We start from the raw sequence: 17616 nt of genomic DNA on the forward strand, positions 1-17616 counted from the left end.
CCAGGTATATGAGCTTGCAGATGCGGCGCTTTTTTGGGAGATGAGGGCGGCGGTTTTAGAGGCTACGTTAGCGGTAGCTAGAGCGATATTTGATAGATAGTATTTCTCTTCGTCCTTTACGTCTTCTATTATGTTTTGTAGGTCTTCGATATCGGAGTAGTCTATGCCTGCCTCTTTAGCCTTATAGCGGCTCTTTAACTCGACAAGTTTATCCTGTAGAGCATTTTTCTGATCCTTATACTCCTTATATTGCTTTTTGGTCTGATTTAGCTGTTTTATCGCTTCTTGCAAGGCGATAGCCGCAGGAGCTATCTGGGCATATTCGTTTTGTACGGTAAGAGATAGGGAGCCTTCCAGATGCTTAGAGTTAGATGAGGAGCTTGCGGTATCGGTGGAATTTATTATATTTATATTTCCATCTTTGGATATTAAGTTAAGATCCTCCTTGGCCTTTAGGTTTGAGCCTATAACGCTTAGGCTATTATCCCCTCTAAGAGTTATATTTTTAGCTTCCATATTAGAAGAGACGGCTTTGGTACCGTATAGGTTCGTATTGGATTTATCGTATGAGGCATCGGCTAACTTTACTTTGATACTAGTGTCCTTCTTAAATTCATCTATGGACTTAGGCTTCATCTGACTTAGAATATCTTTTACTTTAGCAACAGATACAGAGGTGCTTTTTTGCAAGCTTTGTTCGCTATATTCGTTAGCGGCAGCGGATATCGTTAGGTTTTTAGCATCTATATTTATATCTCCGCCCGCTTTCATATTTGAAGTTATAAAAGCTGTAGGAGAGTTTAAGCCTATATCGCCCGCAGCTTTGATATCAGATAGTTTCGATATACCCTCTTTTACCTGCTTGCTATTATAATCCGATCTATATATCTCAGTAAAGGTCTTGCCGCCTATCTTTTCTACTCCTATAGCAGCTATAGCATTTTCCGGAGCTATGATAGATGCTGCTACCAAACCGGAATATGTTAGAACCGATATAGGGTTGAATCTTGTTCTTTTATGGGCGCTTAGCTCCTCTTTATATTCCTTGGCTGCTAGGATATTTATGGAATTTCCCGCGCCCAAGTTTAGATTGCGTCCGCTTGAAATATCCGCAGATATTAAGCTTAGATCGTTCTTTGCTCTTAAGTTTATATCTGCTGTTTCGCTAGATAGGGAGGAGCTTTGTAAATTTTGCTTATAAAGCGAGTGCATATCCATGCTAGCTTTCAATCCGCCCAAAGAGGATTTGGAGCTATTTTTATAGTTTAAGGAGTTATAGCTTAGAGGCGATATATTGATATTGTTTCCCGCCTGCATATCTATAGCTTCTTTAGCTTTTAACGCAGAGCCTGCTATATTAATATCAGCTTCTTGCGAGCTAAGCATTATATTTTTAGCGCTTATGCTAGTAGGTACTACGCTTTGATTTAAAGCTTTAGTAGTAGTGCTTTTTTTAGACGCAAAGCCCTTTTCTTTAAATTCGCTCTCGTAGTAGTTGCTATCGATATCCCCACTTAGATTTATGGAGTTCTTTGCCTGCAGCAAAGCATCTCCGTTATGCGCATTAATATCCGCTCCGCTTATGGCTATACCGCCTGCTTTAATTAGGATATTATCTTTGGCGTTAAGCTTGGAGCTTGTATTCTTAACGATATCCTCTTTATAATGTCCCCCTTTGCTTTTAAAGTTATAGCTTAGCTTCTCTTTCGCGCTATTTATATTTACGTCATTTACGGCGTTTAGGATCAAATTTGCAGCAGAGTCTATGCTTGCTCCGGTTACGGTTATATCGCGAGCTGCATTTAACGCTATGCCGCCTTCGGTAGATTTTATATTTGAGATAGTGCCTATATAGGTGCTGCTTTGATCGCCGTAGGCTCTATTTAAGTTTATCTCTTTACTTAGAGTTTTATGTACTATATCTCTGCCCGCATTTAAGCTTACGCTATGCCCTTGTATCAAAGAGGAGGCGTTTATTATATCCTTATTAGCCGATATGCTTAGGGCGTTCGCGGCAATAATGGAGGCGGAGTTTAAATTTGATACGCTGCCCGCTTTTAGGTTCATATTTGATCCCGCGTAGATTATCCCTTCGTTTCTAAGATCGCCGTTTACGCTTAAATTTATATTGCCTCCTGCGTATATCAAAGAAGGAGCAGAGCTAAGTAAGGTACCGTCATCTTCCTCCTCTGAAGAGTTCAAGGATGTCCTTTTTTTATCATAAAGCAAGCTTAGTTTATTGTGCATATATGAAAAATCCGGTATCAGCTCGCTATAAACGTAGAAGGTATTATAAAATTTACTGCTTATAGGTGAAAAGAGATTGTTTATATAGCTAGGTCTAATAATATCTTGCATATCCGCTTCGTTATTAAGGCTAGGCGCGAGATCGTTTTTATTGAGATTTAAAGCGTTAGGATTAAGGAGCCCCTTGCCTATTAGGGAGTAATCTATTTTAGAAAAAGCTTCCTTTATAAGAGTAGGAGCGTTACTAGAGTTTATCTGCCCGTGTGAGTTTAAATTTGAAATATCGCCCGCGTAGCCTTTTATATCTTTTTTAGCTCCTATTATGGAGATAATAGCAGGCTGGGAGTAGTAGATATTCTTTTGGTCGCTATAGCCGCCTTTACCCCCGTGGCTTTTATGTTTCCATCTATACTCCGCCTGGCTCGTTATACTATGATTTAGACTTAAAGAGCGGTTGTTTAGACTCTTTACATTTAAGAGCAGATCGTTATAGGCATAAATTACGCTCTTATCGTTATTTAGCTCATCTATGTTAAGGTTACTATCCCCTGCGGAGATTATGTTTGAGCCCATAAATTTACTTAGGCTATCTTCCGTTATATACTCTTTATTGATGCTGTAGCTTATCTGCCTTAACCTCTCCTTCTTATGAGGTTTGCTTCTTCTTATGCCAAAGAGATTATCTTTTAAGCTTAACGTTATAGCGTCATATAGCCTAGTATCCTCCCCTGGAAGCCTAGTATTTTTATATAAGCTTAATACATATAGATTCATATCTTGCTCGCTAAGCTCCTCCATGATCTTAGCGTTTAGCTCGTCCTGGCTAATATTAGGATTTTGCTTAAGGATGCGCTCTTTTATCTCTGCCGCATTGACCTTTAAAGGGATGGCTACGCCGCTGCAACCCCAGCCATCGCCATTGCAGGTAAAATCTATATTATAACCGGTGCTTTGAACCCTCTTTACGGGCTCGTTAACCGAGCGGTTGTTTAGCTTTTTAGCGCCGATATTAAGAGCGCCCCTTGCATATATCAAAGAGGAGGCGTTAATGATCTCGTCTACTTTGCCCTCCCCGCCTCTTTCATTAAAAATATTTAAATTTCTTTGAGAGATGATGTTGGATAGCGCTTCGTTGCTAAGAAAGCTAGTATTTATAACTATATCCCCTCCGCTAAGTATATTGGACGCGTCTTGATTGAGGATATTTTTAGCGTTTAAATTTATGCCGTCTTGCGCATAAACGAGGGCTTTTTTATTGATTAGGCTTTCAGAGTTTGTTATCAGCTCACCGCGCGCGATTAAAGAGCCTAAATTTAAAATTTGCTCCTTTGCTTTTAAAGCTAATTTTCCAAGTGCGGCTATGATGCTTTCGTTTTTGATACCCTTTGCGTTTATTATCAGATCTTTATTGGAAATCAGCCTTTGCAAGGCGATAAAATTTCCTTGCAGGTTTAAGTATATACCGCCGCCTGCGTAGATCCCTCCGTTATAGCTCAAGTCGTCCTTTAGCCCAAGATATAAACTACCGTCAGAGCTTAGCTTACCTAAAGCGCTAAGACTATCTATGTTTAAGGCAAGATCCCCTTTGGAGCTTATCAGCCCCTCTTCATTATTAAGAGCGCCTTTGTTTATGATTAAATTTCCTCCGCTTAGGATAGAGCCTTTGGAGTTATCTATGCTGTCGTAGCCTAAAAGAGCGCCTCCTAGGGAGATGATCTTTGAGCTTTCGTTGCGTAGATTGTTGCCGCGCAAGCTTAAGCCCTCTTGCACTATAAAGGTAGAACCTGAAAGGTTATAAAAATTTGGAATTTCGGAATCCAACGCCCTTAATACCATTAGGCTATTATCGTTTAAGAGACTATCTTTTATATCCAAATAGCTTTCGTTTGAAAGTATCGCTCCGCCTATATTCGATATATGATCCGCGCTTATTATGCTAAGCTCGTTTTTGGAGGGAGGAATAACTCCTGTTTTGGAAGGGTCTTTGGTATCGTCCAAGCCCAGTTCATTTAGCCTTTCGCTCTTAGCCGCTCCTATTACGGCTCTATCTTTGTTGCTTAGGGTCTTTGCTTCTATCTTTAAGGCGGAGCTTGAGCTTATGGTACCTTTTATATTATCTAGTCTATCCGCTTTTAGCTTTAGAGTATTAGCCTGTATATTTCCTCTGTTTTCTACCGATGAGGCTTTTATACCCAGTTTGGAGGCTGAAATTTTAGAGCCCTTTTGGTTGGAGATGGTCTTTGAGCTGATTTGAGTCTGTCCGTTGGAACCCAGCTTTCCTTCATTTATCAGATCTCCGTTAGCGTCTATCTTTAAAGAGCTGTCCGCTAAGATAGCCCCTTTATTATTGATGCCCGCTCCATCTTTAGTAGATATTATATTTATCTTGCCCGCATACATTCCGCCTAGGGCCGAGGAGTCTATGGATACACCTTTAGGATGCGATCCCCCTTCTTGCTCGATCTTTAAATTATCCTGCCTCAATCCGGAGTTTGTATTTTTTAAAGATACCTTACCGTCCGTCGCTACTACGTTTATCTCGTTTGCGTAAATTTTACCCTCCAGCTTTAGGCTATTAGATATTACGTTTAGATAATCTCCGTTATCGTTTAGGCCGTCCGCTCCTATATTTATAGAGCCATCCTTGCTTATGTTTAGGGATTTAAGATATCCGTTTTCATAGGAGGGTGTGGCGGTGCTTAACGTAGTGGAGGAGGAATTTATTATGGTAGCGCCGTTTACATTGATGCCACTAGGATTAGCGATGATGAGATCGGCTTTTTTACCGGCTATTTCTATATTGCCCTGCAAATTTGAAGGAAGAGGCGAGTTTACCTGATTGATTATAAGCTTAGCTTCGCCGCGATTGAGCCTTGGATTTGGCGGTATATAGCCTGCAGTTTTACTTATAGCTCCTGCTTGAGAGTTATTAAATACCGTGCCCTCTTTAGGAGTGTTAAGCTTGGAGTATTCGTTGATAGAAATCCCCTTATCGTTAGGAGAGGCGATATCTATTTGAGTGGCGGGAGCATTCGGAGTTTGAGACACCGAAGCTCTATGATTTACGGGAGCGGAGTTATCGGGTATTATCTCGCAATATGAAAAACAGGGAGCTAACAAGCTAAGAAGCAAAAGAGCGGCAAGGCGTTTCTTTGCTTGGGTAAAGACGCCGAAATATTCTTTTGTATGAGTAGGGGTGCTAAGACGCCCTGCGCCATCAAAAATAGAGCTTAAACATAAAATTTGCATACTAATAACCTCCGATTGCGATGGGTTTATATCTTAAATTTCTTGAATACTTTCTTAAAAAAATAGTAAATTTAGGATATTTTATTTAAAATTTATTTGAATTAGCTTTGGAGTTCGGTCTGGGCGCAGGATTGCTATTTCTCGGCTCTTAGTATAGCGTATCTGCGCTAAAATAGTTAGTAAAATTTACTAAGAGTTATATAGTCTTCGTTTATATTAAACGCCGCGGTAAGCGCCGATAAAATTTTGCTAAATTTAAAAGTCGTAGCTTAAAGAGAAATTTAAAGCGGGGCTATCCGTTTTAAAATTTTCCGGTTTACTAATAGGAAAAGCTACCAAAAGATCATAGCTAAAAGAGCCTGAAATATTTCCTCTAAGGCCTACGCCACCTCCGCTAAGCATTTCGCCCTCTGCGGGATAATCTTTTCCCTTAGAGCTGAGTTTGCCGACATCAAAGGCCAGGTAGATGCCGTTGTTTTTAAAATACTTATATTCCAAGGTATTTCTTATATAAAAACCGCTATCTCCAAGCAGGCTCATCTGAGAGTCAAATCCTCTAACGCTATAATATCCGCCGATATTTAGCCTATCTATAGGGCTAAGATGGGTGCTGGCTCTTCTTGCGTAAAGTTCCAACTCGTAGCTTAAAGGGATAGCGGAGGATCTGGTTTTAAAATTTAACGCGGCGTTTATCAAATGATATCTAGAGCTTCCGCCGCCGAAGTCTTCATCAGGCGCCCTTAGAGCGTTAAACGCCCCCGTGGATTTTAGGTACGAAAGCATCATCTCTACTGAAGAGTTGTCAAAAAATACCTTAGATTTTAGTCCCGCCTCATAGCCGCCTTCACGCTTTCTTTGGTTGCTAAGCTCATAATCTTGTATATAGTTTTTATACTTTTTTTGCCAAATTCTAAAAAACAGAGAATTTTTGGAGTTTTGATTTCTAAAATATACGTAGTTAAGATCCAAATTTCTTCTAACGCTGCTTCCGCTATAGGTATAAAGCTCATATGCTCCCGGTACTATTTGATCGTAGGTGTATCTGTTCTGCCAAAAGGATAGAGAAAAATATCCGAAAGGTATACTAAAGCCTGCGTAGTAGTTAGCCGATCTGCCGCTTTTGCTATCATCCCCTAAAGATTTTTTATCTCCTCTTAAAAAATTCCTACCGTAAGAAGCAAATACGCTCTCGTTTAATCCAAGTAAATTTAAGCCGTAAAGCATAGCCGTGCCTTGGTATTTGCCGCTAGATTTGGAGCCCAGATTATCCGCGCTTAGTCTAAACAGCAGAGGCAAGCTTTGCTGTTTAGAGATATTGATATCGGAGCAACCCTGCTTTGCCGAAGGGCTTAAACTTATCTCCGCCTCGCTTCTTGAAGCGGCATTGAAATTTTCCATAGCCTGCTCCAGATCTCTTAAGTTTAAAATCTCTCCCCTCTTATCGCCGCCGAATGCGGTAAAGATACTTCTTTGGTTCTTAGCTTCAGAGCCGGGCTCAAGCGATATCTCGCCTATGCGTCCGGGATGCAGAGCCAAAAGAAGGGTGCCCGAGGAGATGTTTTGCTGGGGGATGGAAACGGACGTAGTGATAAAGCCTGCGGATATGATTTTGTTATTATACGCTCTTGCCAGAGTTAAAATTTCATCGCTTCCCAAGCAGTCGCCGCTTTTAAATTTAAGCTCTTTTAGAGTGGAGCTTAGAATTCTTTCAAACCCGGGCGGAACGGAATGATCGGAATTTGAGGTAGGACCAATGGACTTAGCGGAAGTTTTTACTTTCACGCGCCCCAAGTTTCCATCATTCGGCTTAAAGGTAGGAACACCCGAGCCGGCACCACCTTTAGGGTTGACGGCTGGAGTTTTCAGATCATCTTTGTTTTTAGATTCGTAATCTGCTTCGTTAAATTTAGAATCCGCGCTACTTTTCTGCTCGTTTTGCACTTCTGCGTTAATCAGTTTGATCTCATAAATTTTAAAGCAAATTCCTGCTTTCTTGGGCTCCGCGGTTGCGCTTGAAGCGGAAGATTGCTCGCTGCGTATCGTTATAAAGGGATTCTCTACGCCTTGTCTAATTGATCTTATTCTTTGCTCTTCAGAGTTTATGGCGCCCGAAATATCGGCAGGAGTAGCCATTAATATTTTAGGAGCTAGGCTTAAGCTTATAAAGATAGAGGCTAGAATAAGCTTGACGCTTTTAACGCCGCAGGGTTGCAAAGAGGCTCCTTTAAATTTACTATCGTCATAATAGAATAATGGTTTTTGATCAAACATCGATTGCGCCTATTTTTTACGATTGGAATATTGCCGCAAAAAAACTTTATAGTTTAAGCATGACAAAAGCATCTATTGGCATATATTCGCTTTTTATAGGCTTTGTCTTCCGCTAGGGACTATCAATTAAAACTGGTGATAATACACTAATTTTTTAAATTTTCGGGTAAGGTTTCTTGGATTTTGGTGTAAATTGAGATTTTAAATTTTATTATGCCTAGAATTTTGATTTTTAATATAGCAGTTTTTCTTAAACTGCCTGTATAATCTAGCGTTTTTAGTATTTGAAATTTTTTGAAAAAATTTGGAAAAGCCGTAAAACAGGGCTTTTAAAAAAATCAAAAAACTAAAAATAGGGGAAAAATTTGATAGATGGTGTCCCCGACAGGATTCGAACCTGTGGCCTCAAAATTAGGAATTTTGCGCTCTATCCTACTGAGCTACGAGGACAAAATCGGCAATTTAATCGCCGATAATATTCATAACATCGTCTAGTTTTTTGTGAAGATCTTTGTCATTGATGGGCTTTGTCATAAAGTCATAAGCACCCTTATTTAAAGCCTCTCGTTTAGCGGTCTCGTCCGTCGTAAGGACAATGACGGGGATATGAGCTATACTTTCTCTAGCGTGAAGATTATCTAAAAATTCCAGCCCATTCATCACAGGCATTACGATATCTAATAAAATCAAATCAACGGGCTGAACTTCGAGTACAGCAAGGGCGTCCAAGCCGTTTTTGGCTTGGAGTATGGTTTGGAATTTGCCGTATTTTTTTAGCATAACTTCAAGTAGCTTTAAATTTATAGCGTCGTCATCAACCGTTAAAACTTTCAAATCTCTCATTTAAGACCTCATCCTTATATATATTTTTGTGCGAGTTTCTCAAGACCCGACTTGGTGATATTGTAACTAGCGACTTCGCTAAATAGTGGATTTTCATCGTTGTCGTTAGAAAACAGAACTAGCTTGGTCGCAGGCGCTTTTCGGCGCAAGCTCTCTAACGCCGCTAAGTCTAGCCCCGCTAGCTTTTTATCAATCAAAACAAGCTTATAGCTGCCCGTAGCCGCCATAGAAATAAGCTGGTCGAAATTGCCCGCAATTTCTACGTCTTTATACTGATGTTTTAATATGCTAGCAAAAATTTTACTTTCCATAATGTTTGCCTTGCATATAAGTATATCTTTTGTCGGCACACGCGCACCCTTAGCTTTCACTACGTCATCGGAAACTATACTTTTTTTAGGAACTAGCTTCATTATCGTCTTTGGCACTTTGACAGTTTTAATGACCGTCTTAGGTACCTGGCGTTTGACAAGCTTTTTAACCAGCTTCTTTGTAGTTCCACCGGCTGGCGCTGCATCAGATCGTTTATCACCGATAAAATTATCTAGCATTTGGGCTAAGATATCCTTTTTGATCGGCTTGGTGCAGTATTCGTCAAGCCCCGCCGCCATAAATTTCTCTCTATCGCCCTTTAGCGCATTGGCAGTAACAGCCACGATCGGAATATGACGGAGGTTATTCTCGTGCTCGTATTGCTTGATCTGCTTTGTGGATTCGATACCGTCCATAACAGGCATCGAAATATCCATAAATATGAGATCATAGTCGTTATTGGCTTTTCTGGCTTCCAGCGCCAAAAGTCCGTTTTCAACTATCGTCAAATTCATATTAAAGCTATTTAATGTATGCTTCATAAGCTTTTGATTGATCTCATTATCCTCCGCAATAAGGATTTTGGCATTATATTTTCTATTGACCAAAGGTACATTTTCATCGGCAGGATTTCGCTCTACTGGCACTTCAACCTCTTCTTCGACTTCGACATCCTCTTCGACCATAATGGTTTCTTCCTGCTGCTCGTCTTCGTATACAGTGACGGGCACCTCGACCATCTCCTCTTCCTCAGGCTTCGGGATCACTACCGGTTCGACTTTTACGCTAACAGGCTCAATCTCGGGCTCTTCGACATGAACGTTTTGAGTAGCAGGCTCCACCTTCGGAATATCTACAGGCTCCGGCTCAATACTTGGCTCTTCGGCAGGAATATTTTGAGCTGCTGGTTCTACTACTGGCGTTACTGGCTCAGACTCGATATTTGAAGGCTCCTGTTTAACCTCTTCAAGTTTTGGCTCTATAGGTTTTAGTTCAGGCTCAATTGCTACCGGCTCTGGCTCAACAGCGATAGGTTTTGGTTCGATTATCTTTTCAGTTGGAATTTCAGGTTCTGAAAGTTTAACACTTGAAATTTCATCTTCATGAGCAGAAACACTTGAAGTATCAGGCTTCGAAGCTTTAGCGATAGGAATTTCAGGCTCGGTTTTAACGGCTACCGGAATTTCTTCTTCTACGCTTGGAATTTCAACCTTTTTAGCAGGCTCTTGTACCTTGGCGCTCGGTTTGATATCCGAAAGATCGATATCTATATCAGGAATTTCAATCTCAGCCTTAGGCGTCTCAATCTTAGCCTTTGGAATTTCTACTTTTGCAGGCTCAGCCTTTACTTCTTCTTCCTCTTTCTTAATCTTAGGAAGCTCTATTTCGATATCAGAAAGATCGATGCTAGGAGTTTCGGCTTTAGGAGCCTGGGTCTGCGTCGCATGTGTTTTGAGCCCCACAAAATCATCAGGAATTTCCAAAGATATAGGCTCATCGATATCGGTCTGGACATCCTTTGTGCTTGAAGGCTCTACCTTTGGCTTTTCTGCGCGCGGGATTACTATTTCAGGAATATCAATATCGATCTTTGGCGATTCAGGCTCTGTCTTTTCAATCTTAATATCGTTCATAGGCTCGATATCTATAGGCTTAATGACCGGCTCTTCCACCTTAGGAGCTTCTTTTTTGAGCTCTTGAGCAATACTAGGCTTACTAACAGCCTCCTCTTTATGCGCAGAATGAGCCTCAGCATCATGCGTACGCCTTCTGCTTTGCAAGATAGCGCGTAGCTCGTCTGCTGACGAAGTAGTAGCATGTCGTAATTCATCGAGCTTATTGATGATAGGTCTTTCTTTTACTACCGGCTCTTCCATAATCATTTCATCAGGGGCGATAGGCTTTTCTACCTCAGCATCCAGCTTAATCTCATGCGTCTGTGGAGCAAAATCCGATCTGCTTAGAGCAATTCCAGATTTTGAAATTTTATCTAGCGTCTTAACGAATTTAGTTAAATTAAAAGGCTCTGTGAGGGTAAAAATTTTAGAATTTGAAATACTAATACTCTGAAGCTCTTTTGGCTTAAGAGTTAAGATCGTAGGCATACTCAATATATCGCTAACCTCGCCGTAATTCTTAAATCTAGTGATAAGGGCGTCATATTTGTTATTATTTTGCGCTGAGCGAAACTGCGCGTTCGTATTAAATATCGAAATTTTACCGCCTAGCTTGCTGATATAATTTTTAACGATATCATTATACATCGTATCGGCACTATCGGCTAAAAGCGCAAAATTTAGCCCTTTGATACTTTCAAATACTGCGTCCGCATCAGTCTTTTGAGTCTCTTTAAAAGCAAGGGTGAAGTAAAATCTAGTACCCTTTCCTACGGTAGATTTGACCTGAAGCTTACCGCCCATCATCGCTACGTATTTCGACGAAATCGTAAGTCCAAGACCCGTTCCGCCGTATTTGCGTGTGATCGTAGAGTCGGCCTGAGAGAAAGCGTTAAATACATTTGCGAGCTTATCTTCAGAAATTCCAATGCCGGTATCTTCGACGCTAAACGTTACAATCGCCTCTCCCGGAGCTTTGCTAGGCTCTCTTAAAATTTCAACTACGATAGTGCCGTGCTCAGGCGTAAATTTGACAGCATTTGACATGAGGTTGATAAGAACCTCTTTGATCTTCGTGATGTCTCCGTATAGGTGGTGCACGAGTGTAGGATCGATGTAAAGCAAGATGTCGATATTCTTTTCGGCAGCCTTGGCGACGTAAATTTCAACCGCGCTTTCGAAATCTTGGATAGGATTAAATAATATATCCTCAAGCTCGACTTTATTGCTCTCGATCTTGGATACATCCAAAATGTTATTAATGATCGTTAGAAGGTTTTCGGACGATTTTTCGATGGTATCAACGTAATCACGCTTCTCCTCATCCAAATCGGTATTTTTAAGAAGCTCCGTAAAGCCGATGATGCCGTTAAGCGGCGTCCTGATCTCGTGAGACATATTAGCTAAAAAGATCGATTTTGCCTTGTTGGCATCCTCCGCAGCGCCCTTTTGATACGCAATCAGATCGAGCGCGTCCTCGATAAGTGAATACGCTTTGTTAACACCCTCACTAGTTCTAACGTCGATATGTTCGTGCTGATTCGTCAAATCGCCGATTCGGCTAAGCACGTTGCCTAGGTCGGTAACATTCTGTCTTAAACGTCTTGTAATACCCAAGGCAAAAACGACCAAAATAGCCGCTAAAACCCATATACCAAGAGCGATAAAGATAAATAGGTTTCTTAGCCTTTGCGCTAGGTAAGTATCAGCATGCGCTGCAAGCTCAGCATTGATCTTTTCAGAAATTTCACTTAACTTTTTATATTTAAGTGTAGTAGAAGCAAACCACTCTTGAAAAGGTACGCTATAGTGTCCCTCGTCCGCTTCTTGCTGCAATGTGGCTGAAATTTTAGCAGTTTCTCTTAATGCGTTTTGAAATTCCTCTCCGTCTAGAATTTTTAAAATTGCAGCTCTAGCATCAGATTCCGGCAAGAAGTAGTAATTAGGAAGCGAACTAGATAGGTTGAAGCTAGCCCAAGTCCTTAGCTGCGCTTGATTCATCGCCTTGCTACCGATAATGTATTCGATAATATAGTCGCGCTCCGATGCAGTGGCATCCATCGCCTCATAAGTATTAAGCAATGAAACCGTCCAGACGGTAATATTTGAGCTTACAAGACCCTCTCTTAGTACTCGTTGGATTGTTTTTACATCATCATCGAATTTTTGAAAATATGAGCTGAAAAGCTCACCGAAGCTTTTGCTTTGAGCATCGACATCCCTTCTTACCTGCGGAAGCTTGTCTAATAAACCGTCTATATCGGCTTCGGCAGCCAAAAGCTCGTCATTACCGGTGCCATAAGCGAAAATATCAAAAATAGTCTTTTTTACGACATTTTCGCTGATATTTTTGCTTTCTTTGTACTTTGCAAGCGCATCGTCGGTTTTTTTGCGTTGACCCGATAGAAGGGTTCCCATACCGGGGTTTCCCTCGCTACCCAAAAACGCCGAAGTGATACCGCGCTCTTTATCTACCTGCTCTACCAACGCCGCGAGATTGCTGTTTTTAGCAATTTGCTGCTGCAAAATTCCCACTCTGGCGTAATCCTGTAAAGAGATAAACAAGAAATATGATGCAAACGCGAAAATCAAAAGTAGCGGGATACCGCTAACAAGTCTCAAAGCACTTGTAGTATTTAAATTCATACAAAATCCTTCAAAGCGCAGCTTACGCGACGTTAAATTTTATTCAACCGGAGAAACGAAGTCGCTTCCGTCACGCTAGGCGGAGACGATTTAGCCGTCCTGCAAAGTTAATGGGTGATTTTACTAAACAAATCTTTAAATATAGCTTTTTGCGTTAGGTTTTCGTTAATGATTGTTTAAAATTTTTTCCGCGGTTTGGATATTCGTAAGCGATCTGATCTCATCGAAGCTCGCCGCATAAATGCTCTCAAAATCGCCGTAAAAGTCCAAAAGCTTCTTCAGACTTCCCTTGCTAACGCCCAAGCTTAGCAGTTTTGAGCTTTGCAGATCGAGTTTGCGTTTGCTTTTTTGGTGAAACGAGATTGCAAAGCGGTGCGCTTCATCGCGCAGGCGCTGAAAAAATTGAAGTTTTTTATCGTCCGTAGGCAGCGAAAAAATTCCGCTTTTCGTGCAAATTTTATCTTTCGCAGCTCCCTTTGCGCGGTGAGCTTTAGCATCGATCTTTTCTTTAGAGATAGCGATTATATCGACGTTTGCTCCAACGCTTGAGATTATTTCCTCCGCCAAGTTTAGCAGAGCCGTTCCGCCGTCGATGAGCCACAGATCGGGCGCTGCGAGCTCGTCAAATTTAAGCGCGCGGCTAGTTAGATACTCGCGCATCTGATCGTAGTCGTTGTTTGAGCTAAGGTGCTTGTGGCGGTAGTTTTGCTTGTTAAACTCGCCGTCTTGAAAGCTTATCATAGCCCCCACGGCCGCGGCGCCGAACATATGCGAATTGTCGAAAACCTCGATATTTACAGGCAAATTCGTAAGATCAAAATAATCCTTCAGCTCCTGCAAAAATGCGTAATCGTGCGTTTTTAGATGCTTTTTGATATTGATCTCGCAGTTTTGGTATGCAATCTCGCAAATTTTACGCTTCTCGCCGATTTTCGGCGCGTAAATTTTAAACGCTCTTTCGTGGCGTTTGGATAAAATTTCGCATACCAGATCCGCATCGTCAAACTCGTCGCAGACGTAAATTTTAGCGCACGCCACGGGAGCTGCGGCCGGGAAGGCGCTTAAGATCATTTGCTTGTAGGCGTTTGCGATATCATCGGCGCTAGGGGCTTTACAGTTGATTATATGCGAGTTTGAGGCTGAAATTTTACCCTCGCGTATGCTAAAATGCACGGCGCAGACGAGCCCGTCACGTGCGGCAATCGCAAAGACCTCGAAATCATCGAGCTTTGCGAGATCGACCTCAACCTTTACGTTCATCTGCTTTAAAATTTCAATCTTATCGCGGATCTGCGCGGCTTCCTCGAAATTTTCGCTCTGTGCAAGCCGCGCCATCCGATCCTGAAGCTGCGGTACCATCTTTTGCGGATTTTTTAGGGCGGCAAGCGCGCTTTGTACGATACGCGCGTAATCCTGCTTTGAAATTTTATCCTCGCACGGAGCGGCGCAGCGCCCTATCTGATGGAACAAACAGGCCTTTTTGCCTTTGACGCAATTTTTCTTCTGCACGAGCGGAAACTGCATGTAAAGCGTCTGTAAAATTTCCTTCGCGCCGTGAAAATAGGGGCCGAAGTATCTGATGTTTCTGCCCTTTATGATCTTTCGCGTAATCTCAAAGCGCGGAAAGTCGTCGTCTAAATTTACGTAGATATATGGATAGGTCTTATCGTCGCGCAGCAGGATGTTGTACTTGGGCTTGAGCTGCTTGATGAAGGAGTTTTCTAGTATCAGCGCGTCGCTCTCGCTGGGCGTTACGATGTATTCTAAATGCACCGCCTCGCTTATCATCTTGGCGATGCGCGCGCTTAAGCGCGGGCTCGGCGCGAGGGCGGGCGTGAAAGAGAAGTAGCTTTTGACACGATTTTTTAAAATTTTCGCCTTGCCGACGTATAGCAGCTTGCCCGCGGCGTCGAAGTACTGATACACGCCGGGTGCGGCAGGCAGGCTTTTAATCTCCTCTATTAGCAAGGATCAGCCCTCTTATCTCTTCAAAAATTTTATAAATTTGCGGATCTTGGATTTTGTTTTTGAATCCTCCGTTCGAGCGCTCGGGCGAGAAAATTTCGCTGCTTCGGCGCATACTCATTTTAAAGGCTTGCGCGCGTCTTTTATTCATCAGCCTACTTGCGACGAAAAATTTTATCTCGCGGACGCCGCAAAGCTCCGCCGTCTCTCTAGCGGCTACGAAGCGCTTTAATACGTCTTTTATTAAATTTATATTACTATCGCGTTTTAGTTCGCAAAGCCCAGCCGGGTGTTTCGCGGCTATCATCAAAATGCCATCTTTGACGTAGATGAAAGCGATCAGCCTTTGCCAACTAAGCGGCAAAATCGCTAAAAACTCGCCTCTTTCTCGCATCTTGGCATATAAAGGATCTTTTCTGATATGAGCGATTATTTCTCTTGCATTTTCCATAGATGGATTTTAGCATTTTTTATCTTAGTTTTGCTTAGCGGCTGCGGATACAAAGCACCGCCTTTTTACTCGGACGCGGATGAGCAAACCGCGAACGCAGAAGCATCCGCCGCGGATGGCAACAAAACAAACGACACGAAAGGCAGCGTTAGAATTTTACGCGATAAATAGCCTACTTTTAGCTTTGCTTTGTTATACTTTTAAAAATTTTTACAAAGGAATTTCATGCAAACGGCAGACATTTTAGTGCTGGACTTCGGCTCTCAATACACCCAGCTGATCGCTAGGCGCTTGCGCGAACAAGGCGTTTACACCGAGCTGATCGCATACGACGCACCGATCGATAAGATAAAAGCAAAAAACCCCAAAGGCCTTATTTTAAGCGGCGGACCCGCTAGCGTTTACGCCAAGGATGCGTATTTTTGCGACGATAGAATTTTTGAGCTTGGAATTCCGATTTTAGGTATCTGCTACGGCATGCAGCTCATCGCGCATAAATTTGGCGCCAGCGTCGTGCCTGCGGGTAAAAAAGAGTATGGCAAAGCCTCTTTGAAGCTGCTGCGCGCTAGCAAGCTATTTGGCGGCGTGGAGGATAACTCTACCGTTTGGATGAGCCACTCGGACAAGGTCGAGAGCCTGCCGGAGGGCTTTGAGGTGATGGCGAGCTCGGATGAGAGTGAGTGGTGCGTATTCGGCGACGAGATCCGTAAAATTTATGCGTTGCAATTTCACCCCGAGGTCTGCCACAGCGAGTTCGGCGATAGAATTTTAAAAAATTTTGCTAAAGAGATCTGCGGAATAACCAGCACTTGGAATATGGGCAGCTTCGCCAAAGAGCAGATGATCAAAATAAAAGAGCGCGTAGGCAGCGCCAAAGTGCTTTGCGCGGTAAGTGGCGGCGTGGATAGCTCGGTCGTAGCGGCGCTTTTGGCGCATGCGGTGCCGCAGAGCCTAATAGCGGTTTTCGTCGATAACGGACTACTCCGCACTGGCGAGCGCAAGGCGGTAGAGGAGATGTTTAGGCTCAAACTCGGCGTGAGCTTAGACGTGATCGATGCTAGCGAGCTATTTTTAAGCAGGCTAAAAGGGGTGGTCGATCCGGAGCAAAAACGCAAAATCATCGGTGCGACCTTCATTGAGGTTTTCAGCAAAGAAGCGGCAAAACACAAAAACGTAAAATTTCTAGCCCAAGGTACGCTCTACACCGACATCATCGAAAGCTCGGTCGCAGGCTCAAGCAAGACGATCAAAAGCCATCACAACGTAGGCGGCCTGCCTAAGGATATGAAATTTGAACTGATCGAGCCTCTGCGCGAAATTTTTAAAGACGAAGTGCGCCAGCTAGGGCTTGAGCTAGGTCTTTCGCGCGAAGTCGTTTTCCGCCATCCATTCCCCGGCCCAGGCCTTGCGATCCGCATAATGGGCGAGGTAAATACGCCGAGCCTCGAGCTGCTGCGCAAAGCCGACGTGATCCTACGCGACGAGCTAAAATCAAGCGGCTGGTACAACAAAACGTGGCAGGCGTTTTGCGTACTGCTAAACGTGCACTCCGTGGGCGTCATGGGCGATAACCGCACCTACGAAAACGCCGTGTGCATACGCGTAGTGGACGCTAGCGACGGAATGACGGCCAGCTTTTCGCGCCTGCCGTACGACTTGCTAGAAAACGTCTCTCGCCGCATCATAAACGAAGTGCCCGGCATCAACCGCGTAGTTTACGACATTTCAAGCAAACCGCCCGCAACGATAGAGTGGGAGTAGCAATAAACAAACAAGTTGTATCTATATTTATTAGTGGTAATTTTATCTTTGATATATTCACGCTAAACGAGTTAAAAGTCAGGGCTAGTTATTTTGGAGAATTGTATGGATGAACAAGTAATTAATAAAATTATAGATTTATATAAAAAAGAAGAATTTCAAACAAAACTAGAAAAACAACGTAATGATATTGAGAGCGAGTTAGATAATTTTATAAAAAGACTTAGTAATGAGCCAAATTATAATAAAAAAATT

At 42.5% G+C, this 17616-nt stretch carries 8 protein-coding genes and 1 tRNA gene; 2 read left to right on the forward strand and 7 right to left on the reverse strand.

What is annotated here, in order from left to right; genetic code table 11:
- The 7 genes from QZ176_RS09470 to QZ176_RS09500 form a co-directional block, all read right to left on the reverse strand.
- Window positions 1–5496, reverse strand: a 5496-nt coding sequence (locus tag QZ176_RS09470) for a filamentous hemagglutinin N-terminal domain-containing protein (protein ID WP_295153106.1), incomplete at its 3' end; no start/stop codon positions are given.
- A 255-nt stretch (window positions 5497–5751) separates the two neighbouring features.
- Window positions 5752–7767: a ShlB/FhaC/HecB family hemolysin secretion/activation protein gene (locus QZ176_RS09475; RefSeq protein WP_295153108.1), complete on the reverse strand. Its 2016-nt coding sequence runs from the start codon at window positions 7765–7767 to the stop codon at window positions 5752–5754.
- Between the two features lie 373 nt (window positions 7768–8140).
- Window positions 8141–8217: transfer RNA gene (locus tag QZ176_RS09480), tRNA-Arg, on the reverse strand.
- A 12-nt stretch (window positions 8218–8229) separates the two neighbouring features.
- Window positions 8230–8610, reverse strand: coding sequence for a response regulator (locus QZ176_RS09485; RefSeq protein WP_005869488.1), 381 nt, complete (start codon window positions 8608–8610; stop codon window positions 8230–8232).
- Between the two features lie 14 nt (window positions 8611–8624).
- Window positions 8625–13184: an ATP-binding protein gene (locus tag QZ176_RS09490; RefSeq protein WP_295153110.1), complete on the reverse strand. Its 4560-nt coding sequence runs from the start codon at window positions 13182–13184 to the stop codon at window positions 8625–8627.
- Between the two features lie 165 nt (window positions 13185–13349).
- Window positions 13350–15152 (reverse strand): excinuclease ABC subunit UvrC, encoded by a 1803-nt coding sequence (uvrC, locus tag QZ176_RS09495; protein WP_295153112.1) that lies wholly within the window; start codon window positions 15150–15152, stop codon window positions 13350–13352.
- Entirely contained in the window at window positions 15133–15600 is a 468-nt protein-coding gene (locus QZ176_RS09500; RefSeq protein WP_295153113.1) for a hypothetical protein, read from the reverse strand. The genes uvrC and QZ176_RS09500 overlap by 20 nt, the downstream gene beginning before the upstream one ends.
- Between QZ176_RS09500 and QZ176_RS09505 the strand changes: the two genes are divergently transcribed.
- Both QZ176_RS09505 and guaA read left to right on the forward strand, forming a co-directional pair.
- The gene (locus QZ176_RS09505) at window positions 15571–15771 is read left to right on the forward strand and encodes a hypothetical protein (protein ID WP_295153115.1); all 201 of its coding nucleotides are present in this window, start codon (window positions 15571–15573) and stop codon (window positions 15769–15771) included. The two genes, QZ176_RS09500 and QZ176_RS09505, sit on opposite strands and share 30 nt — an antisense overlap.
- A 54-nt stretch (window positions 15772–15825) precedes the next feature.
- The gene (gene guaA, locus QZ176_RS09510; protein ID WP_295153117.1) at window positions 15826–17361 is read left to right on the forward strand and encodes a glutamine-hydrolyzing GMP synthase; all 1536 of its coding nucleotides are present in this window, start codon (window positions 15826–15828) and stop codon (window positions 17359–17361) included.
- The last annotated feature ends 255 nt before the right edge of the window (window positions 17362–17616 follow it).

The organism is uncultured Campylobacter sp. (genome assembly GCF_905373215.1).
GTDB lineage: Bacteria > Campylobacterota > Campylobacteria > Campylobacterales > Campylobacteraceae > Campylobacter_B.